The organism is Alpinimonas psychrophila (assembly GCF_014137865.1).
In the GTDB taxonomy this organism is placed as follows: Bacteria; Actinomycetota; Actinomycetes; order Actinomycetales; family Microbacteriaceae; genus Alpinimonas; species Alpinimonas psychrophila.
Genome location: NZ_JACGWU010000001.1, coordinates 397,906 through 420,226, shown reverse-complemented (window position 1 = coordinate 420,226; position 22,321 = coordinate 397,906). Strand labels below are relative to the sequence as shown.

The following is a 22,321-nucleotide window of genomic DNA, read 5'->3' as shown; positions in this document are numbered from 1 at the left end:
CCGGGTATCAACGCTGTGGGTGACCAACTTCTATAAGGGCTGAAGGGTGAGGCGCGTCGCCCCCGTTCCGATCAAGTTGCTTCAGCAATCGGGACTCGCGCAAGGGCCACTCCGAATCCCATGTTGAGAAGCTGTCTACCCTGCTGCATGAGGTTTAGTTTGCTGAAGAACGGGAGCCAGTCACGTCCGTCACGGTCGGAGTTCGCTATGACTGCATAGGTCACCCGGTAGCGCGATCTGCTCACTGTTTCGTCGGCCGCTGGCACCAGGTTCAGCCAGGTATCGCGCGTATCAACAGGGACTTCGTCTTCAATGAGCCGACGGATCTCCGAACGGTAGTGACCGTCGCTGAGGAAGGTGGTCGCAGAAACACCACCTTGCGCGAATAGGTGGCTCAACGTCGATGATCGGGACTTCCGTTTGACGTGAACGAGGTCACCGTTGTCGGAGAGGACATCGCAGAACTCGATCCCGCTCGTCGCTCCACCGGGACGTTTGATACGGGCGTCTAGCTTGAGTAGGTGCTCGGGTTCACTTTCTGCGAGGCGAGCGTTGTAGTCCGCCTCCACCTCACCCGGCAGCGCGGAAATCAGCGAAACACTCGATTCAGGGAGACCACTGACGAACTGATCGACCTCTCCCACGAGTGAGTCACTGATGGCGAACCATCGCCCTTCGATAAGGACGTGGAGCTTTTCTTCGAGTCGCTGCTCGGTGACTATGCATTGGAAGAGGTTCCATCGCTTGTCGAAGTTCCCGGAACGTCCGAACCTGATCGATACTGGACGGGACTTTAGATTCTCGAGGGTGAGTGCGAGGCGTTCGTCGCCGAGCCGGTGCAGGTACTCATCAAGGTCGAGATCTTCATAGATGTGGCCTCGTGTTCCCCCAATTTTGAAGGCGTCGATGTCTTCCCAGTCAATGGTCTCCGGCATAGCTAGGTGTGTGGATCCCGTTTCACCGCTCTGAAGCTGTGCGACGAGAAGGTCGTTGAGTGCGGCAATATGCTTGCCGTTTCGCACGAGCGACAGCTGGTCGATCCACCCAAACTCCGCCTTATAGTCATCCGCGGCGAATGCACTGAGAAGATCATTGCAGAGCGAAGGAAGATCACTGGGAGCAGCATTTACGCTCATGACCAGCGAGTCGGACCCTGCAATGCGTTTCGCGAACTCCGGATCCCGCGGCTCACCTGTGACAGCTCTAAGAATGTCCTTCGAGACGTCTACTCCGAATGTTGGCAGTTCGGCACTCTTGCTGGCCTGAGTGCTGGTCGAGACCACGAGATCCTCAAACGTCTTTGTGTCCAGACTCCGGATCTGGCGAGGGTCGATGCGGTTCAAGGCGACACGAAGACCGAACTGATACTCGATCTTCGAGAGGTCGAGAAGGGAGCGACCATACCCGAACGTCAAGGCGAAGATGCGTCCGGAGGCCCTGAGAAGGAGTAGCCCAGACGTCGATGAGGAACGGATACTTTCGAGCGGACCGTCGAGCAGAGGCTGGACAAACCCAACCCATGCTGGAATCAATGGCTTGGGCTTCAGATAATGGAACCGCCCATCGACCCCAGACGATGCAGCGAGATTCACACTCGTGCTCGCCTTCTCTTGATCGAGCGCATCGTCGAACTCTTCTACTTCTTCACGCAGAAGGTAGAAGGTGAGCCGCCGTGATTTCATGAGTCTGGCGTCATCCCTTCGATGCTCGCGGATCGTTGCCCGGAGAGACCGTGTCCTGCGAACGAATCGTTCCTCTAACCGATCGAACCTGGAGTTCACCACCGCCGTCATTGCCGAGGATGGTGCGCGCACGCTTGATTCCTTCGGCCTGTGTTGATGTGACTGCGCTTGCTCGGTCGTCGCCAGGCTTGCGTACTTCCCAGTCACCGTCACTTCGACGTTGCACAACTCGCTTGTTGGGCGCTCCCATGATTGTTTCCTTTCTCGCGCGGGGAAATCCCGCTACGACTACTTACCGTTCGGATGGCTCTGCACGAGGGAGAGCTTCGGTTGCGGGTCGTCGATGTCCGCGAGGCGTCGTATATGCCGTGGCGTCATCTGTAGGTCGGTCGCTATCTGGCTCAACGACACGCCAACGCCGGCGAGAAGTTCGATGGCGGATTTCAAAAGTTCGGGACGCTCACCTTCGTAATCTTCAACCGGCATCGTGCGTCGCGGGAGACTGCTCAGTGTGATGTAAGCACGCCGGGCAGTGGATTCAGAGATGAGCTCCAGCTCTCGCGATCTGTAGATCAGAGATTGAACTGAGACCCCCCACCTCTGCCCAAGTTCCTCGTACTTCTTGAAATTCAGACGATTCGGGAGCTGATCACGGATAATCTCGCGAGGCGTCAGGAACTCGGCTGCGAACATATCTGCCTGCCGCTCCAGTTGGCTGTCCGTTCCCTGGCGACCATGATGCAGCACTACATGCCCGAGTTCGTGCGCTGCTGAGAACCGGTGCCGCATAACATCGTTGGCCTTGTCTGGTGTGAGCACGATGATCGGACGCGGCAACACGACGGTGGAGAAGGCATCAATACGGCTCTTCTCATCGAGTGTGCTGTCTTCCTTCATGGAAAAAAAGACCGTTAAAATGCCGTGCTGTTCCAGCTGGTACACCAGGTGCTGGATTGGTCCGGCCCCCAAGTTCCAGTGTTGTCGTATGGCGCGAGCCGCTGTCACAGGGTCCGGCACATCGTCGGAATCTGCAAGCGCCCAGGCAGGGAGGTTGAGTTCGGGGAACTCGACGCTCTCTTCGAGGTAGCAACTGAGTTCCCACGTTTGCTCGACATAGGCAGTTGCCTGCTGTTGTTGTGTGACAGTTGTGGAGCGGAGACGCCGGAACGAGGCTTCGGCGATATCCACCTGCACGCGCGGGCGTCCAAGAGCAAAAAACTCTGGGGGCACGTGCAACGCGCGGGCAAGTGCCGCTACCGTCTCAGCACGAGGGCGCACTTCACCGCGTTCATACTGCCCGATGGCGGCCGCCGAAACTCCGACCTTCCGGTGGAGATCAGCCTTCGACATCTTGCTGATCCGGCGCGCCTGTGCGAGTCGAGCGGGATCGAAAAGCCTTGCGATGTCCACGAGATCGCGACCAGAGCCACTTGCCTCGTTCACCCTCAACTTCTCTCCAGCTCGGCAGGAAGCTGTCGTAGCTTTACTGAGGTACGAGGGCGCTCACCACCAGCGAAACCAGCCACCGGCTTCAACTTGACATTTGTCTGCTCGACCGAAGCAGGGGTCTGCTGGTAAGTGAAGAGCTCGGGGTCAGTGAACTCCAGGTAGAGTCCGTTCAGTCGCGCCGGAGCGAAGTAAATCGTGCCTACTCCTCGTGGCGTGCTGCTGTAGTAGGGAACGAATAGCGTCGCCCGAGGGCTGGCAATTTCCAGGTGATCGATCGCGTCATTCAGCGATGCAGGTTGGTCATCGCTCAATATCTGCTCGATGTCGAAGAGCCCGGGATCTGAATACTTGACGTTGCTGGTCTTCGCGAGAAGTTCGCGGCGCGATTCGGGGAGATAGCTCAGGCGAACACGACGGAAATTGCGAGGCATCTGCTTGCCGACGCGCTGTGGAAAGATCAGCGTATTTCCGACGAAGGTGAGCGTCCGGCGCGTGTTCGGAACCTTGGCCTCACGATAAGAGGGCAGATCTGAGAGGAGTGCCCGCAACTCCTTCTGAACACCCCGAGCCATACCTGCGCCGTACACATTCTGGTCACCATCGGGATCGTTGTATGCCGTGTGAGCGCGAGCGGAGCGATCCTGGCTTTCATGGATAGCGGTCGGGACCCGGTCGCGTATCGCGGCAAGCTCCTCTGGCAGGAACTCACTCCTCCAATCATCACCCTCGTACTGCGCTTCCATGCCGTTCTCCTCTAGTCGGTAAGGCGACTCTAGCACGAAACTTTAGAATACAACCGAATATAGTCAAACAGAGCGCTGGTACGCTCATCTTTAGCGGCAAATTGAGTGATGTACTCAGCGCTTTACACTTCAAGACGCGGCAGCTACTCGCATCTACCAACGACAACCGTGTCAGAGTCCACGTCCGGGAACTACCCGGCTTACGGGATAACACGGAGTCGGTGCGCCCGGTTGCTTAAGTTCAGTGGCTCACAGCGCCGCTTCTCCTCGGGCACAGTCGATCTTCTGAATCGCGGACTCAGACGGTGCACCGAGCGCAGAAGGCGTCGAGATGCGGTAGCGGCCTCGGTATGCCGCGATGATGCGTGCTGACTGTCGCCCATCCGCCTTCCGGGCGTGGTTCCGTCGGCATTGTAATACCTCGTCAGTGGAGTCTAAATAGATCGGTCGTCGTCACCGGCGACTACTGTGCGGAGGAGATAACTTGTAGCCGTAGCCCGCCGACATCACACACATCGAGACCGTCATCGACAGCCACCTCTCCTCACTCAACAAGGAGGTGGACTACCGTCGCCGAAGGCGGCTACCTCGATCTGCAAGAGGCGTGGTGGCTCAGTTGGGTGTGGGGGCTCCGGTGAGTTCCTTGAGGTCCACCAAGGCAGCACGCAGCACTTGCTGGGCGATTCGAGCCGTCTCCATCCGCGGCTCGAAACTCTCCTTGAGCTGCTGCCGCGGGTGGATGTAGTTGCGGAAGTTCCGAACCTGATCGGCGTGCTTGGCCACGTCCTCACTGAGGACTCCGAGGGCACGAGAAACTGCGATCAGCTCGGAGAGTGTCCATGTATCCAGCGGCTTTACAGCCCCTCTAGTTCTTGGCGCCACCGGCGATGTAGTGAATGTCGTTGCTTGCGCCTGCGCTAGCTCGGCGAGCAGGCCTTCAAGAGTGCTGCCGACCAAAAAGATCACGGCCAATGGCGCCCCGGCATCCAGCGCCCGATCGATCTCATCGAGTCGGGAGGCAACGACCTGCCGGGCAGTCAGTTCGCTGGGTAGCGCGGCGAGATCGACCGCACCGAGGGCCATGTCGAGAAAGGCGAGGTCGTCGGTCGTCAAGGCGGGCCGCTCCGAAGAGCTGAACAACGCTGTGATCGTCTCAAGCACATGTTGCTCATACTTTGTCGGATCCTCATCGGTTTTCAGCTTGTTCAACTTCCACCGTTCCAAGAGATCGAGGTTGAGTTTGGCGACATCGGCGAACGGCTCGTTCAGCCAGATCTGCCGGAGTATGACAGCTTTCGAACCGTCGTATCGCGCATACGGATTGAATCCGAGACACGTCTGGACAAACGAAGCGAAAGTGCCGTTGCTGAAATCCAGTAGGTAGCCGCTCGACATCCCGAAAAGGTCTTCAAACATCTGCTTCGCGACATTGTCGAAGCCCGTGGGTGACTCCGACATTTCACTCCTTGGCAAGAACAGCCACAGCGGATGTCCCGAGCGCCTTCACGAGCCTGTCCCGCACTCGCGCCTTACGTTGCTCGAAGAACGTGAGGAAGCCGGCAATGTCGACTGGAAGCCCGTCGAGGTCGTTCTCGTCGAGGTAAGTTGTACGCTTTTCCTCGGAAGGGAACGCCGCCGCGATCCAGTCGCCGGGCAACGCATCTTGCTTCTCGATATTGGCTGTCCCCGCCAGCAACTGGAGGTTCGGAAGAAGGTTAAAGGCATCGAGGTAGTCGTTAACCCTGTCCGCATCGACTCCTGCCCCGATTAGCTTCTTCTTGGTAAAGCGCGACTTCGGAAAGATGTGGTCCTCGTGAAACTTCTTACCCAGATCCAGCCCGGGGTAGAGCACAGAAAGTACTGAGAAAGTGCGTTGCCCTGCGTACTTGAGATTCAGCAACTCGTCAACTTCTGCAGCATCGAATGACAAGCCCTTGCCGACCGAAGACATCGCAGCCTCGACATCGCCGACGGGAAAACCCGTCGTCTCGTTAGCCGTGAGCGCTTCGCGGATGCGCGTCAGGGTCGTGTCCAGACCGGAACCCCAAATGCCGCGCTTGATGAGGGATCGAGTGACCCACCGCTGGAGCACCAAACGGTCGGTCGAGTCCGTGGTGGAGTCGAGATATGAGTCCCCGGCGCCTCGCAAATGGAGGTAGTGGGCGATTGGCACGATCACGCTGTTGGCAGTGAGGTTGCGCTCGTTGAACCCGAACTGCTGAAGCAGGGTTGCGGCGCGCAACAGAGCGTTCTTGATCTGTGGCCAGGCGGTCTCTACCTTCGCCATGTTTACTTGCGTGAAATTGGCGACTTTAAACCGAACGTCCACACCGGCGATAGTCAACGCGGTTTTGAGGACGACGTCCTTAGAGAACGAGAACTGGCGACCAGCATTGCTGTTGAGGTCACTGACTAGGGAGCGAACCTCTTCTCGGGCATCGAGTTCGCTCCACTGGTTGGTGGCCATTGAGAGCAGCAGGTCTGAGTAAGAGAGTGTGGTCCCGCCGCTGTTCACCCGGACGAAGATTTCCAGTACCTTATCCGGGTCCTGGTCCGTCACCAGAAAGTAGTTCATCGGCTTGAGGATGCGAACCGCCTCATAGAGGTCATACATTCGCTGGAACGCGTCGCCAGAGTTGGCGATGTTACGGCGCTCCAACTCCTTCATGATCGCTGGGCCCGAGTTCGTGAGGTCGAGCACGGCCCCGACTCGGAACCACTTGTCTTGGCCACCCTCCTCCGCTGAAGCCTCCGCATCCGTGAGGAAGCGCAGGTCGTACTTCAGGCCCAGCTCCTCCTCATCGGGGTCATCTACGAGGTTGAGGTAAAGCCGCTTCACCGGAAACGCATCAGTGCTGTTCCACCAGGCGTACTTTTTCTTCTCGGCGAAGCTCCCGTAGAGGGCGATGTTCAGCGAGGTCAGACGCTGCTGCCCGTCGAGCACAGCAATGGTGCCACTGCCCGCTGTGACCGTGGCCCTGTCGGCATAAGGGTTGTCGCGCTCGTGGTAGTTCGTGAGGAACTCGTAGAACGTGTACGACTGCGCAGTCTCTGGTTTGACGTCCCAGAGCAGGAACGAGCCAACAGGGTATCCGCGCATAAGGCTGTCCACGAGCTTGGTGATTTGGTCAACGCCCCAGACGAACTCACGCTGGATCGCGGGCATTAGATATTCACGCTTGTGGATGGCTGTAAGCATCTCCTCGATGCTTCGCGGGGTCTGGAACGACATCTTGTTTCTCCCTTAGGTCGTCACAAGCTGCATCAGCTCGGTGTAGTCGGTAACCACGTCATAGATGACGTCTTGGCCGTTTTTCTCGCTCAAGGACTCAAAGAATTTGCGGGCACACTCGATCTTGGCGTCCTCGACGCCCTTGAGCTGCAGGGTCGAAAGCGAGCCCTTGGTCTCGGCAACGAAGTAGACATGCTTGACGCTGCCTGCGGTGAACGCGATCGCCCAGTCGGGGTTGTAATCACCCACCGGAGTCGGGATGAAGAACCCGCGCGGAAGCTTCGCGTAAACAGCGACCTCCGTACTTGTGTCCAGCTCGGTGACGAACGCGCGCTCGATCTTCGAGTCAGTCACCACAAAGTCGTAGATGTGTTTCTTGAGCTTGTCCCCCGCCTTACTGAAGTCCTGCGCGGTTTGATTCTCTGTGAAGATCGCTGAGTCGAACCGCTCCTCCAGCGCGTCGTAGGTCAGATGCTCGACAATGACGGTCGCCTTCTGCTCGTTGATCAGCCGCGCCGCCTCCGTAATGAACTGCTCGGGGTTGAGACGGAACTTACCGAATGTGCCAGGTGCAATACCGCGGAGGATAGCGGAAACCGTGCGACGGGTGAGCTGGGTCTTCTCAGTAATCTCACCAAGCAAGTCGTACTTCACTTGCGAGCCCGAACTCACGGTCTCGGTGTGAGTCTGCGTCGTCGACACCACGAACCCCGAGCCGCTCGCGAGGTCGTCAGCCTCCAATTTCTCGCGCTGCTGCCCTGCTTGGATGACGTACTGCATCGCGGCGACGTTCAGGTGCTTGTCCAGATGCCCAATCGACTTGTGGATCAGCTCGGCCGAGTCGAACTCGACTTGGTAGACCGCCTTGTGGTTGATCCGACCCCAGAGCGCTTGGAATTCCTTCTTGGCGAAGTTCGCCTCGTTGAGCGGGATCCTCTTCGGCTTGCGGTCGTCGGTGATCTCCGGCGCCGCGACGTGTAGAGCGTCAATTAGTTCGGCAACCTGATAAAAGTACGGCTGCAGCGAGGCCGGTAGCTCGGGCATCTCTGGCAATTCGGCCCGACCGAACCACTTGTCGGTGAGGTGCTGTTCATAGTCGATAAAGGCGTTAACCGTTAGCCAGTACTGGAGTTGCTTTGCCTCGTCTGACGAGATCGTGTGAATAGTTCCGGTCGTAACATCCTCGACGATCTTGCCAGCAAAATACTCTGGAGTAGCCTTGCGCGGTCGGGCAGCTAGGGACTCCGAGATCTCCTTCTGGAGTCCGGCAACGAAGTCGGTATACGACTCGTCAGTGACCACCGTCAGCTCGTTGATGTCATGAACGGTGGCTGGGTTGTCCATTCGCTCGCCGAGCTGGTTGACCGCGAGGCGCAGGCCGCGGCCGATCTCTTGGCGACGGGAGACGGTGTTGTCGCTCTTCTTGAGCATGCCCATGACGAACACGTTGGGATTGTCCCAGCCCTCGCGCAGCGCGGAGTGGGAGAAGATGAATCGGACCGGCTCAGTGAACAAAAGCAATCGATCCCTGCCTTTAAGGATCAGGTCGTACGCATCAATGTCGGTGGACTGACCTTTGTCTTCGCTGCGGCCGGAGACATTGCCGTCAACTTGATGCTTGGATTTCTTGTCGATCGAGAAGTATCCCTCGTGCACCTTTCGGACCTCATCGCGGCGCAAGTACTGCTGGAACTCCTCGGTCATGTTATCGATAGCCAGCTCGCCCAGTACCTCGTCGCGGATCGCAGAATACTCTTCCTCAAACACGCGGGCATAGTCACCGAGGGTATCTTCGCGGCCGTAGTCGCGATATTTGGCAACCTCGTCGATGAAGAATAGTGAGAGCACCTTGATGCCCTGGCTGAACAATTCACGTTCCTTGTCTAAATGTGCACGGATGACCTCACGAATCTGGATGCGCCGCTTCGTCTCCTCCGTGGCGTCACGGTCGGCGAGCTGCCCGGCGATGACGACGTCGCCATTACTGAGCTCGATTACGTCGCGGTTCGCGTCGATTTCAGTGATGAACAAGCCCTTGTACGCCTCAATTCCATTCGACACATCGTGCAAGTTTGCACCGACATCGAGGCGCTTGACCTGACGTTTGATGCCAGTCTGGGTTTGCACTTCGATCTCGATTCGAGCACGTGGCTTCGCGCCTTTGGCGATCTCGATAGCGTCCAGATACAGGTAAGCAGTAGATCCGGCCAAGCCCTTCACTGTGATGCCGCGCACCGCGATTTTCTTGACCAACTTGTGCTTGTACGCGTCCAAGGCGTCGAGGCGGTGCACCTTCGTGTGTTCCACCTTGTGCGTTGCCGAGTACCTCAACATCATCAAGCCGTGGAAGCGTGAAAGCGCATCGAGTGACTTCTCAGCACCAATCTTCTGCGGTTCATCGATGATGACGATGGGTCGGTTCGCCGCGATCACGTCAATTGGACGTCGCGACTGGAAGTCGTCGAGCACGTCATAAATGCGACGGTTATCCTTGCCCGTCGCGTTGAAAGCCTGGATATTGATGATCATCACCTGCACCCCGGCATCGGAGCTGAAACGCTCGATCTCGTGCAGTTGCGAGGAATTGTAGACGAACGATCGAGGCTTGGTCCCGTAAAGCTGCTGGAAGTGCTCGGAGGTGTCATCGAGTGATTTTTTGACGCCCTCACGGATCGCGACCGAGGGCACCACGATGATGTACTTCGACCAGCCATACCGCTTGTGAAGTTCCAAGATCGTCTTGATGTAGACGTACGTCTTTCCGGTACCCGTCTCCATTTCAACATCCAAGTTCGGAGCCCCCGGGGCCGCCTTGCTATCGATAAGCATCGTCGACAGCGGCAGGTTGCGAGACCGCTGGACCTTACGAACGTTGTCCAGCAGCTGAGTAGAGGAGAGTGCGATGTCGGCGTTCCGAAGCCCAGAGTCGGGCGTATCGTTCGTCTCGAACAGCGTCGGGTTCGAGGCGGGCGTCACCTTGCCAGGGTCAATTCGATACGAGATGCCGTCGTGCTTGGGCTGCCCCTCGAATATCTCGACAACCGAGTCGACAGCATGGGTCTGGTACTTCTGGACCTTGAACTGTAGTTTCATCCCGATCAGATCGCCTTCACGTCGGTCGCCGGAGACACCTCGCGGAAGACCTGCTCTGCATTAATCCGCGCGTCATCCGATGCGAAACCGGAGTCGCGGAACACAACGCGCAGTGGCTGTCGCTTCGCGATCGAATGCACAACCGCTGGGCTGATGTGCTGGTCGAAGCAGGCGTACAGGGCGCCATCCTCGACGACGAAGACTTCTTTGTCTTCGATTTGCTCAACGCTGATGGGCATCGCTAGTTCGAGCCCCCACCCAAGCATGACCTGAAAAAGAAGGTCCTCTGTTGTACGATCTTCCTTGATATTCGACTGCAGAAATGCGAGCTCCTGCTGCTCTGTAGCGTCAGGAGTGCGCAAAACATCAATCATGTTGCTACTGTCCACCCGAAGGCTTCTGAAGCCAACATCTACCGAACTCTCCATCGCTTTCAAGCCTTCACGAACCCGTTGCCCTGAACGCCCCATCCGTAGCCGGGTAATCTCCGCAATGGAGCTGTAATTTGCTCCGTCAGGCTCCTCATCCAACTGCACGAGTATGAACTGTCGATTCGCCCCATCTTCTGCGTTTAACTCCATGACTGCGTGGGCCGTCGTTCCAGATCCGGCAAAGAAGTCCATGACGATTCCGTCCTGTGTATTGTTCGCCCAACGGATTAGTTGCTTAATGAGGCGAACTGGCTTCTTACCGTTCTCATAGGGCGTCCCTCCCTCTTTTGTGACATTGCCCATGTCCTGGTGGAACCCCTTCCACAAGTCTCCACGGATCACGGTCCGCCCGAATCTTGGCTTGTAATCATCAGACATACGGAAATTCAGTTCCATAGGAATCACTGCCTGGAGATTGCCGTTGGCCAGCGTGGTGAGAAAATACGTGCGGTGGTCAGTCTCGAATGCTTCCCATCGGCCCACGGTTGTATGACGACCACTGGCTGAAACCGGTGCCCGGTCAACACGGGCAATCTTGTCCAAGTTCTCGTGAAGGAATTTCTTCGCGGGTGCCGAGACCGCAAGTAGCCTTTCCATATTGTTTACGCTGAAACTACCTCGCTCCAGTAATCCATAAGTGCGAATGTCACTCCCGACATAGACGTTGTTTAGCATTTGTTCCGCGAGAGAGCCGAGGGAGCCATCTTCATTCTTCCAAAGTGAGTAATGCGTGTCATAACCTTCGACACCATCCAGGAGAGGCGTGTGGGGTAAACGATCAAACTCAACCGAGCGTCGGTAGACGTGGACGAACTCGACATTCTTTACGATCGTGCCTTGTTGAGCGTTAACCGTCTTGGGGCCAGACGTAGTCGACATTTCAACGGCGATAGTATCGATGAAATTTCCCTCACCAAAAACTTCGTCTAGTAGGCGTTTCATGTTGGCGGACTCGGCATCATCAATAGACACAAGGACGACCCCGTCATCTGACAGAAGGTTTCTTGACAATTTAAGACGCGAATACATCATGCTCAGCCAATCGGAGTGGAATCTACCGTGTGACTCCGGATTTGCGATCAGACGCGCACCTGAACTGTTCGTTTGACCCGATCGCGTCAGATATTCAGCGGACGTCTCCGAAAAATCATCGGCGTAGATGAAATCCTTACCCGTGTTGTACGGCGGGTCAATGTAGATCAGTTTGACCTTGCCCAAGTAGGACTCTTGGAGCAGCTTGAGCGCGTCGAGGTTGTCGCCCTCGATGAACAGGTTTTTGGTGGTGTCGAAATCCACAGACTCTTCACGCATCGGGCGCAGGGTTTTGGCGATGGGCGCGTTGGCCGCAAACGCTGCTGCGCGCTTGCCCGGCCAGTCGAGCCGGTAGCGCTCCTGCGGCCCTTCAACGACGTAGTCGGAGAGCTCCTGGCGCAACAGATCGAAGTCGACGGCCATCTTGACGTCACCGTCAGCGTCGACGGACTCCGTCACAACGGTCGGAAACAGCTCAGCGAGCTTCTCAATGTTGGCATCGGTCAGGTCTGGCGACGTCATTCGTAGTTTCTCCACGGGTTACCTCTGCTGTTCGAGTTCTTGTTGTCTGGTCTTGAGAGAGCGGCGTAGCTCGATCTTGCGGTTGAGCTGCGGCTCGGTGCGGAGCTTGCGCTCCAAAGCGGTGATCTCGCGTTCGAGCTTCCGCACGGTTGCCAGTCTGTCTGCAACCTGTGACATTTCCTCGCCGGGCCGAACCATCACTGGCGTCAGGGGCTCCAAGATCGCCGAGTAGAGGGCGGGCAGGCTGATCGCTGTAGGGAGTGACTGCCGTTCTGCGTCAGCAGGGAGCCAACCTGTCGAATAGTAGGCGCTGATCTTCGGGGCTCCCGAACCAAGCTGCTTGTGTGCTGCGACCATCCGGATCTGCCGTTCACCGACCGTTGCTCTGGTGATCTCGAAGATAATCGGGTACTGGATGGCCTTGTCGATCGCAGACAGCACCTGGTCGGCGACCTCACCGGTCTTCGTGTCTATCTGGAAGACCTGGATCTCGGGCACGCTCGTGCTGCCGCGGAGGTTGATGGTGGATTCGGCAAGCTTATAGGCCCAGGTAATGCGCTGGACCTCGGACACAAACTTCTCACGCACTGCGGTGCTGACATTGCCGTACTCGTAGAACTTCTCTTTGGGTACACGACTGCCGAACTTAGATGCAACAGGCCACTTGTACAGCAGATCAACCATTGGTCTCAATCGTCGTGGAGGAGTCCACAATGGCGACGAATGCGATCAGTTCGAAATCGTCGAGGCCGGCGATGGTCTGGGTCAGGGCACTGGTTTGGCCGCCCGTAAAGAGGCTGTCGATGTCGCGTTCTTCTGTGACTTCGATCATTGAATGAATGGCGGCTGTCAGAAGCCCGGAGTACTTGCTCATCTGAGCGCCCTCCAGCGTGGCTGTGTTGAACGCGTGCACGACGTCAGCGATTGGTTCGTCGTAGGGGCGGCATCCAGCGCGGAGCAGGTCGAGCAGGTGCTTTGGCTCTGTGTGGTCGGCGATGACGTTGCCTTGATCGTCTAGGTAGACGAGATAGTGCGGGTGTAGCCGATTACCTCGATTACCGCTCTTCCCGGTGAGTTGAGCATCGTCTGCGTTCACACTGCGCAGCGCAAAGATCACGCCTGGCCTCAGGCCCTTCGCGGGATCGGCAGGAACGACGGCGTGCAGGCCTTTGGGTATCGCAGCGAGGTCACCGTTGTCCTTGATGTAGCCGAGCAGATCCATCCGAAAGTCGTTGAGCCCGAGGTCAGTGATCGAGACACCGGTGCGCACGTCTTCAAGCTCAATGACTTCGTCCTGCAGCTTACGGAGCTGTTCTTTGCGGAACGCTGCATCGGAGTTTTCCAGGGTGAGGACATTGTCATCGGCAGTACCGGCCACGTCAGCGATAACCATGCGGTTCTCGACCCGCTCTTTGAGGTTGATGTACTCGTCGAGTGAGATGTCGGGCCAGAAATTAACCAGTTGAATTTGAGCGTTGGTGGAGCCGATTCGGTCGATTCGCCCAAACCGTTGGATGATCCGGACCGGATTCCAGTGAATGTCGTAGTTGATCAGAAAGTCACAGTCCTGGAGATTTTGACCCTCGCTGATGACATCAGTGCCAATGAGAACATCCAGTTCTCGAGTCTCTTGCGGCATGGTGAGGTGCCGTTGCTTGGACTTAGGCGAGAACATGGCCATGACCTGCTGGTAGTCGAATCCGGTGCCGAGAGTGGCCTTGGCGCCATGGCTGCCGCCGGTAATGACGGCCGTCTCCAGCCCGGCATCGGCGAACACCGGGGCGAGCTCACGGTAGAGGTAGTTCGCGGTGTCAGCGAACGCCGAAAAGACCAGCACCTTACGGTTGTCAGGGTTGATCGGGTGTGCCACCTTCTCAGTGATGAGTTGTTTAATTTTCTGGAGCTTCAGATCGTGGGCCGGGATGACCTTGCGCATCTCGTCAAGCAACTCTCGCAGGGTCTCGCGGTCGTTCCCTAGGTCCCGCCGCCAAGACTCGATATCGATATCGTCGAGATCGATCTTGATCTTCGCCCCAAACGAAATAGCCTCGATGTTTGCGTCGTCCTCATCATCGAGATCCAAATCAAGCCCGGTGAGGTCGGCGCTCAGGTCAGTGAGCGCTCCTGCGCGGGAATCGAGACGCCGTAGGGTGCGGTCCACTGACTCCTCGATCTTGCTTACGGTCAGGCGGAAGGCTTCGACTGAACTCTCCAGTCGTTTGAGAAGGTTCACAGTCATGAGCTTCTTCAGACCTTGCTCGCGCCCGGCTTGGCCAAGGTTGGAGCGGGCGCTGCCTGTTGTGACGTTATACAGATCCTCGTACTTACTCATCCGGCTGGGAAATACATAGGCCATCGGAGTGTAGACGGCGAGGGTAAGCACTTGGAGCTGCTCGAAGATGTCATTGAAGTCCGGAACATCCGGTAGGTCGGTGAGTGGTGCACGGATCGAGACCGGAGGGAGGCGTTCGGGAAAGGCACCAATCTCGGTCGTGTCGTAGAACGCCTGGATGTGCTTGCGTGAGCGGGCAATCGTCACCGCGTCGAGTAATTCAAAAAAGTCGAAGTCGAGCATCTTGAGAATACGTTCCGTGGTGCGATATTCAGTGTCGAGTTTGGACCACTCATTGAAGACTCGCTGCGCGTCGCTGAAGACTTTCTCCACAGTGGTGGAGAGGTTCAGGTGCTTCGCGAGGTTCTCCGACTCACCCTCGTAGGCGAGCTGGAGCTGGTTCTTCAAGTCATTGAACCGGTTATTAACGGGGGTTGCCGAGAGCATCAAGACCTTGGTCTTGACGCCTTCTCGGATGACCGTTCGCATGAGCCGCTGGTATCGAGACTCTTTCTCCTCTGCGTAGTCGGCGTTACGAAAATTGTGCGACTCATCGATGACCACCAAGTCGTAGTTGCCCCAGTTGATTCGATCGAGTCTCAGGCCGAGCGACTCACCGCGGGTGCGGGACAGGTCGGTGTGGGCGAGAACGTCGTAGTTGAACCGGTCAGAGGCGAAAATGTTCGTCGTGAGGTTCGCGTTGTAGTTTGTCCAGTTCTCAGAGAGCTTCTTCGGCGCAAGCACGAGCACCGATTTATTGCGCAGCTCGTAATACTTAATTACTGCCAGCGCGGTGAACGTTTTACCCAGACCGACGCTATCGGCGAGGATGCACCCGTTGTAGGTTTCTAACTTGTTGATGATCCCGGTCGCCGCATCGCGCTGAAAGTTGTAGAGGCTCTGCCAGACCTTTGTGTCCTGGTAACCGGTGCGATCGTTCGGCAGGACATCTTCGTTGATATCTTCTAGAAACTCGGCGAACAGGTTGTAGAGGACCAGGAAGTAGATACGCGCTGGGGCATTCTCCGCATACACGCTAGCGATGTGGTCATGGACCGTTTGAGTGACATCGTTGAGCTGCTCGGGATTGTGCCAAATTTGATCAAACAGTTGGAGATACTGGGACGTCATTGGCGCCTCGTCGACACGTTGCACCATGTTCGACACAGCGTTGCCCCGCTCGTAACCGAGGTCGGCCGTGGTGAAGCCTTGCAGGGAAGTGTAAGCAGCGCTGTCGCCAATAACCGCGAACTGCTGCATTGGGTTGCCGGTTGCGTTCGAGCGGAACGTGACCTTGCGGCGTACCCAGTCGGCGCATTCTTTCGCGACTGCGCGCTGGGTGAGTTGGTTGCGCAACCTAATCTCAAACTCCGACCCAGACAGGCTCGACTCGGCGCGCCCACCTGGGATGAAGAATTCTCGACGCTCTTTGCGGAGTTTGTCCGTGACCTTCTCCGTAACGAACGCTGGCGTTGTGAAAATGAACTCCAGCTCAGAAACCTGCTCCAACTCCTTACGGAGTGCCTCGAACGCGAAGATCGAGAACGTCGATGCAGCGATACGGACTTTGGAACCCGGTGTGATCTCGGCCTTCAGATCGTCTCCGAGCAGGTCGGTGACGTTATTGATGATGCGCAAGCTGTCAGTCCCCCGCCTCGTCGCGGTCCGAGTCAGCGGCGCCATCGCCGCGCACCCACTCGTCGACCTCGCTGACTTGAAACTTCCAGAGACGCCCAACTTTGTGGGCTGGCATGCCCTTGTTTGCGATCCAGGAGTAAACAGTGTCTTTGATTACCCCGAGGTGATCGGCGATCTCGTCTGCAGACAACCAAGACTCCGTCATCATCTACCTCTCAACAGGGTTTCACCGAGTTTTACCGAACAAATACAAGTCTATCGACCTGAATTGGGAGCTGAATAGGGAGGCCCTGCAGGACAGTACGCATGGCTGCAATGTCGGTGCGTGGACGTAGCATTCAAATATCCGTCAATCGATGGACATCATCTCGCTCAAGGAGGAGCAATGAGAGTCAGTCCGTACTACTCAATCAACCCGTCAGATCCCGACGTACACCACGTGCACGGTAACTGCCCCACCGGGCAGCGCATCCCCGCACACAACAAGAGAGCTGGGACCAACGGTTACAGGCTCTGCAAGGTTTGCGCGGGAATGTAGCGCCTGGCTGCAGGGCGTGCATGTTGCGCTCTGCAGCCACCGACCAGAGCGGAGTCGCGACCTGACTTCATCGTTCGGTTCAAGGTCGCAGTGCCAGAACCCGGGGTTATGGGTTATTGGCCAAAACCAAACAAAAAAACCACCCGGCAAGGGTGGTTTTTTTGTTGGTCGGGCTGACAGGATTTGAACCTGCGACCCCTTGACCCCCAGTCAAGTGCGCTACCAAGCTGCGCCACAGCCCGCAATCTTCTTACGAAGACAACTTAGTAATCATATCGGTTTTCAGATCAGGCGCTCGCGCAACCCAGGCCACGAAGCGGCAAACCCGGGGTGCAGATCGTAGTTTGCCACGTCTTCGACGGCTACCCACTCCAGCGCGATGCTCTCGGTGTCGCCGATCACCGGCTCAAAAACCTCGAGTGCCCGCACGACGACGGTGGTGTACGACCAAAACCCCAGGTCGACAACACTCTCAAAAAGGACCTCGACGAGTTCTGCAGGAACACCTGCTTCTTCCTCCGCCTCACGCAGCGCGCCCTCTAGCGCTGACTCCCCCAGTCGCCTCGCTCCGCCTGGCAATGCCCAGGTTCCACCGTTGTGGCTCCACTGCGCGCGGTGCTGCAAAAGGATGCCCGCGCTGGGGTGCCAGACAAGAAGCCCTGCAGCGCCGAAGCGCCCCCAGTATTTCGTTCCCTCCGGACTCTCCACCCACGCGTCACCCGGATCACGCAGGTGCGCCGGCGGCAGTTCTGGAGGAATGTGCGACATTAGCGCTTGCGCTTCTCACGAACTCGCATGTTGACGTTGATGGGGGTGCCATCGAATCCATAAATCTCGCGAAGACGACGCGTAATGTAGCGGCGGTATCCGGGGTCAAGGAATCCCGTGGTGAAGAGAACGAACGTGGGCGGACGCGTCGAGGACTGTGTGCCGAAGAGCACGCGAGGCTGCTTACCACCACGAACAGGGTGCGGATGCGCGGCCGTGAGCTCAGCAAGAAGAGCATTAAACTTTCCGGTGGGAATTCGGGTATCCCAAGACTCGAGTGCACGCTCCAGAGCTGGAGCTAACTTCTCGAGGTGGCGGCCCGTGGTAGCCGAAATATTGACGCGGGGAGCCCACGACACGTGTGCGAGGTCTTGTTCAATCTCACGCTCAAGGTAGCGACGACGATCGTCATCGAGCAAGTCCCATTTATTGAAAGCCAATACGAGCGCGCGACCAGATTCGAGAACGAGGTCAATGATGCGAACATCCTGCTCACTAATAGGCTGACTGACGTCAATCATGACGACGGCAACTTCAGCTTTCTCCAATGCGGCGCTGGTGCGCAAAGTGGCATAGAAGTCAGCGCCCTGTTGCAGGTGCACGCGGCGACGAATACCGGCTGTATCAACGAAACGCCAGATCTTGCCGCCGATGTCGACTTGCTCATCAACGGGGTCACGCGTGGTGCCCGCAAGCTCGTTGACCACGACCCGTTCTTCGCCGGCGGCCTTGTTGAGAAGCGAGGACTTGCCCACATTGGGACGTCCCAGAATGGCGACGCGGCGGGGGCCACCGACCTCTTGCTTGGCAACGGCCGAAACGAGGGGAAGCTTGGTGATCACCATGTCGAGCAGGTCAGCAATGCCGCGGCCGTGCAAGGCGGAAACGGGGTATGGCTCGCCAAGACCCAGCGACCACAGTTCAGCAATGAGGGGCTCTTGACGCGAGTCATCAACCTTGTTGGCAATGAGATAGACCGGCTTCTTGGCTTTGCGGAGCATCCGCACGACGTGCTCGTCGGTGGCGGTGGCGCCAACGTTGGCGTCGACAACGAAGAGCACTGCGTCGCAGAGATCAATCGCGATCTCAGCCTGAGCGGCAACGGACGCGTTGATGCCCTTGGCATCGGGTTCCCAGCCTCCTGTGTCTACGAGGGTGAAGTGGCGGGTATTCCACTCTGCTTTGTAGGCAACGCGGTCACGGGTGACACCAGGGGTGTCTTCAACGACGGCCTCGCGACGACCTAAAATACGGTTGACCAAAGCCGACTTGCCCACGTTGGGGCGACCCACGACAGCCAGCACGGGCATCGCTGGCAGGTACGTGATTTGGTCGGGGTCTTCGGTGATGGTGTCGAGCAAGTCGAAGTCATCTTCGTCGAGCTCATAGTCCTCAAGGCTTGCACGAAGCGAGACGGCGCGGGCTACAGCCAGTTCTTCATCGAGGCTGTCGAGACGCTCGGTGAGGGCGCCTACTTCATTTTCAACATCAAGAATGTCGTCGTCGCCGGGGGTCTGGTTAGCAGCCATGGGTGTTCTCCTTCGTGCGAATCACGACGTGCGGGATGTAATAACTTCAACGACCGCATCAATCGTCTCCTCATAGGCGAGGAGCGTGGAATCTACGGTCACAACGCCATCGGCGGCAGTCATGAAGTCGGATACACGGGAGTCAGCCACATCTCTGGCACGTAACTGTGACGCCGTATTCGCTTGCGTTTCCGTTGGTAATTCCGCGGAACGCCTTGCCATTCTAGCCTCTTCTGATGCTGTCAGCAGGATGCGCACGGAAGCGTCGGGAGCGACCACCGTGGTGATGTCGCGACCCTCGGCAATAATGCCCGGTTTGGGCGTTGCCTGCATGAGACTGCGAAACACATTATTGAGGTGCACGCGGACAGCGGGCACGCGGGCAATCAGGCTGACAACGGCCGTGACGCGGGGTTCACGAATGGCATCCGTAATGTCATCGGCGCCCACCCGCACGAAATAGTGATCAGGGTCGGTACCGATGGAATAGTCAAAAGTCCGCAGGGAATCAACCACGGCGGCTTCGTCGCTGGCATCAATAGCGTTGTTCAGGATGTGCCATGCGAGGGCCCGATAGGCGGCCCCGGTGTCTAGGTAGGCGAAACCAAGGCGGCGCGCAACCGCCTTGCTGACGCTGGATTTACCACTGCCAGCAGGGCCGTCTAGGGCAACAATAATGGGGTTCATGCCGCAATTCTCCAACCGAGTTTTTCCAACTCGAGGGTCAACTTATCGACGACTTCTGGCAGAACCGAGAACTCCACCAATCCCATCTGAGCACCCTCGGCGTGCTCGAGGCGAAGATCTTCGAGGTTGATCCCCAGTTCACCGATTTCAGTGAGTAACCGCGCGAGCTGTCCGGGAGTGTCATCGATCAACACAATAAGGGAAGCGAAGCGGCGGTTTTGACCGTGCTTACCGGGGAGGCGAGCCACCCCGTCGTTGCCGGCCGAGATTTCGCGCGCAATGGCACGGCGGGATCCGGGGGCATCGACGTTGCGAAGGGCTTGGGTTATCTCGGCGAGGTCATCCTGAATTCGCTCGAGGATGTTCACCACCGCCTCGCTATTGGCGCTCAAAATTTGGATCCACAACTCTGGCGAACTAGCGGCAATGCGCGTAACATCACGAAGCCCCTGGCCAGCCAGGCGAACAGCATCATCCGAAGCCTTCTGAAGCTGTTTAGCCATCAAGGACGCCATGATTTGGGGCACATGAGAGACGAGACCCACAGCTTCATCGTGCGCCTCGGGAGTCATCTCGATGGTGAGGGCACCTACGTCATGAGCTAAGTCTTCCACCCGATCAAGTACCCAGCCGGGTGTTTCCTCGTCGCGACAAATGACCCACGGCCGGCCCAGGAACAGGTCGCCGCGGGCCGAAATCGTGCCGCCTCGCTCCCGCCCGGCGAGGGGGTGCGAGCCGATGTAACGGGTCAGGTCCACGCCGCGGTTCTGAAGTTCGAACAGAGGAGCCAGCTTAACGCTGGCCACATCGGTGACGACCGCATCGGAAAAACGAAGAAGCTCGGCCTCAATAGTGTCGGCAGTCACGTCGGGAGGCACACACACGACAATCAGCTGCGGGCGATCACCTTCTTCTGCGGCGCGCCCGGCACCAAGATCGACAGCGAGGCGAACGCTCGAGGGAGAGGCATCGGCAAGAACCACATCGACTCCTTGAGAGCGGAGCGCGAGGGCGATGCTCCCGCCCAGCAGTCCCGTGCCAACAATGCGTACCTGGCCAGACAGGCGGGTGGATGGGCTGGGTCGGGTGGATAATGTGCTCTCGTTCACGTTACTTTCCCCGCCTCTGTGCCGCTTCAGCGGCTTTGGCGTCCTGTTCGTCTTGCCAGGGATCTGCCTCAAAACCGTCGTCATCATCGTCATCATCGTCGAACTCGTCCGCGTCAAAATCGCCGTCAGTTGGCACGGAATCCTCTGGTCTCGCTGCCTCCTCGACCGGACGCGACAACGTCAAGAGTTGCCCCAGCTCGACCTTCGTGAGGCGACGTAACTGGCCAACCTGCAACGTGCCGAGGTTCAGCGGCCCAAATTGACGACGCACGAGTTCGATAACGGGATGCCCGACCTCGGCCATCATGCGACGCACGATGCGATTGCGGCCTGAGTGCAGGGTCAGCTCCACCAACGAGGTGCCCTCACTCTGAGAATAGGTCAACAACCGCGCACGATCCGCCTGAATGAAACCGTCATCGAGCTCAATTCCTTTGGTGAGTTTGCTCAACGTCTGAGGAGAAACCTTGCCGGTCACCTTGGCAATATAGGTTTTCGTGACCCCAAATTTGGGGTGCGCCAGAACGTGAGCCAGATCACCGTCGTTCGTAAGAATCAGGAGACCACTGGTCTCGGCATCCAGACGTCCGACGTTGAAGAGGCGCTCATCGAACTGATTCGTAAACTGCGTCAAGTCAGGACGACCGCGGTCATCGCTGAGCGAGGACACAATGCCGACCGGCTTGTTCAGCATGACGTACACCTTGCTGGTGTCGGTCTGCACGGCAACGCCATCTACCGTAACCTGATCAACCTCGGGATCCACTCGCATGCCTGGCGACACGACGACGGTGCCATTCACGCTGACACGGCCTTGAGCAATCATGTTTTCGGCGACACGACGCGAGGCAACACCAGCCGATGCCATAACCTTTTGAATCCGGATGCCCGTGGGCTCATCTCCCCACGTCGGAATGGGGGGACGTTCGTCTCTATCGTGCGTCGACATCAAAGCCTTCCGCTCCGTCAGACAGCAACGGAGAAATGTGGGGCAGGTCATCAAGAGAATTGATGCCCAGTTGAACGAGCAAAAGCTCGGTGGTTCCATACAAAATTGCGCCAGTTTCGGAATCGGTTTGAACCTCGGTGATCATGCCGCGGCCCACCAGGGTGCGCACGACCGAATCCACATTGACGGCCCGAATCGACGCTATTTGACCGCGGCTTATCGGTTGCTTGTAGGCGATCACCGATAGGGTCTCGAGCGCGGCCTGCGACAATTTGGTGGGGTTCTGGGTGAGCACGAAGTCGGCCACAACCGAATCGAGACTTTCACGAACGTAGAACCGCCAACCGCCGCCCACCTCACGCAGCTCAAAGCCACGTTCGGGGCCATTGCCATGTCCATCGAGATCGTGAACGAGCGCCACGATGGCTGCTTTCACCGCCTTGACCGGCACGCTGAGAGCCGTTGCAAGGGACACCAGACTCTGAGGCTCGTCGGCGATCATGAAGATTGCCTCGAGCGCGCGCTCAATCGCGATCATGCCGGCTTCGGTATCGGCAGCGGCAGCGTTGTGGGTCATAGTGCTATCG

17 protein-coding genes and 1 tRNA gene are annotated in these 22,321 nt (G+C 57.6%); all 18 read right to left on the bottom strand.

All coding sequences use genetic code 11. The annotated features are described in order from the left end of the window. Positions 1-71 precede the first annotated feature (71 nt). Positions 72-1,682, bottom strand: a complete 1,611-nt coding sequence (locus tag FB555_RS01885; RefSeq protein ID WP_182483736.1) for a DUF6119 family protein — start codon at positions 1,680-1,682, stop codon at positions 72-74. Positions 1,683-1,692: 10 nt separating this feature from the next. Beyond that, positions 1,693-1,932, bottom strand: coding sequence for a DUF2188 domain-containing protein (locus FB555_RS01880; RefSeq protein WP_182483735.1), 240 nt, complete (start codon positions 1,930-1,932; stop codon positions 1,693-1,695). Positions 1,933-1,970: 38 nt separating this feature from the next. Continuing rightward, complete coding sequence (locus FB555_RS01875) at positions 1,971-3,125, bottom strand: ImmA/IrrE family metallo-endopeptidase (protein ID WP_182483734.1); 1,155 nt, start codon at positions 3,123-3,125, stop codon at positions 1,971-1,973. 2 nt (positions 3,126-3,127) lie between these two features. After that, positions 3,128-3,874, bottom strand: coding sequence for a hypothetical protein (locus tag FB555_RS01870; RefSeq protein ID WP_182483733.1), 747 nt, complete (start codon positions 3,872-3,874; stop codon positions 3,128-3,130). Positions 3,875-4,486: 612 nt separating this feature from the next. Beyond that, on the bottom strand, positions 4,487-5,332 hold the full coding sequence (locus FB555_RS01865) for a hypothetical protein (protein WP_220475739.1): 846 nt from the start codon (positions 5,330-5,332) through the stop codon (positions 4,487-4,489). 1 nt (position 5,333) lies between these two features. Continuing rightward, positions 5,334-7,073, bottom strand: a complete 1,740-nt coding sequence (locus FB555_RS01860) for a DUF262 domain-containing protein (protein ID WP_220475738.1) — start codon at positions 7,071-7,073, stop codon at positions 5,334-5,336. A 45-nt stretch (positions 7,074-7,118) separates the two neighbouring features. Beyond that, positions 7,119-10,199: a type III restriction-modification system endonuclease gene (locus FB555_RS01855; protein WP_182483731.1), complete on the bottom strand. Its 3,081-nt coding sequence runs from the start codon at positions 10,197-10,199 to the stop codon at positions 7,119-7,121. 5 nt (positions 10,200-10,204) lie between these two features. Next, complete coding sequence (locus tag FB555_RS01850; RefSeq protein ID WP_220475737.1) at positions 10,205-12,184, bottom strand: site-specific DNA-methyltransferase; 1,980 nt, start codon at positions 12,182-12,184, stop codon at positions 10,205-10,207. 18 nt (positions 12,185-12,202) lie between these two features. Further along, a complete protein-coding gene (locus FB555_RS01845) occupies positions 12,203-12,868 on the bottom strand; it encodes a DUF4391 domain-containing protein (protein WP_182483729.1) in 666 nt (221 codons plus the stop codon). Further along, on the bottom strand, positions 12,861-16,154 hold the full coding sequence (locus FB555_RS01840) for a helicase-related protein (protein ID WP_182483728.1): 3,294 nt from the start codon (positions 16,152-16,154) through the stop codon (positions 12,861-12,863). The genes FB555_RS01845 and FB555_RS01840 overlap by 8 nt, the downstream gene beginning before the upstream one ends. Positions 16,155-16,158: 4 nt before the next feature. Beyond that, positions 16,159-16,359, bottom strand: coding sequence for a helix-turn-helix domain-containing protein (locus FB555_RS01835; RefSeq protein ID WP_182483727.1), 201 nt, complete (start codon positions 16,357-16,359; stop codon positions 16,159-16,161). Between the two features lie 498 nt (positions 16,360-16,857). Further along, positions 16,858-16,934: transfer RNA gene (locus FB555_RS01830), tRNA-Pro, on the bottom strand. A gap of 40 nt (positions 16,935-16,974) precedes the next feature. After that, positions 16,975-17,460, bottom strand: a complete 486-nt coding sequence (locus FB555_RS01825) for an NUDIX domain-containing protein (protein ID WP_182483726.1) — start codon at positions 17,458-17,460, stop codon at positions 16,975-16,977. After that, entirely contained in the window at positions 17,460-18,989 is a 1,530-nt protein-coding gene (gene der, locus FB555_RS01820) for a ribosome biogenesis GTPase Der (RefSeq protein WP_182483725.1), read from the bottom strand. The genes FB555_RS01825 and der overlap by 1 nt, the downstream gene beginning before the upstream one ends. Positions 18,990-19,010: 21 nt before the next feature. Then, entirely contained in the window at positions 19,011-19,676 is a 666-nt protein-coding gene (gene cmk / locus FB555_RS01815; protein WP_182483724.1) for a (d)CMP kinase, read from the bottom strand. Next, on the bottom strand, positions 19,673-20,785 hold the full coding sequence (locus FB555_RS01810) for a prephenate dehydrogenase (RefSeq protein ID WP_343046372.1): 1,113 nt from the start codon (positions 20,783-20,785) through the stop codon (positions 19,673-19,675). Before FB555_RS01810 ends, cmk begins: the two co-directional genes overlap by 4 nt. Before the next feature lies 1 nt (position 20,786). Continuing rightward, positions 20,787-21,734: a pseudouridine synthase gene (locus FB555_RS01805; protein ID WP_182483723.1), complete on the bottom strand. Its 948-nt coding sequence runs from the start codon at positions 21,732-21,734 to the stop codon at positions 20,787-20,789. Next, positions 21,718-22,311: an SMC-Scp complex subunit ScpB gene (gene scpB / locus FB555_RS01800; RefSeq protein WP_246323544.1), complete on the bottom strand. Its 594-nt coding sequence runs from the start codon at positions 22,309-22,311 to the stop codon at positions 21,718-21,720. The genes FB555_RS01805 and scpB overlap by 17 nt, the downstream gene beginning before the upstream one ends. Between the last annotated feature and the right edge of the window lie 10 nt (positions 22,312-22,321).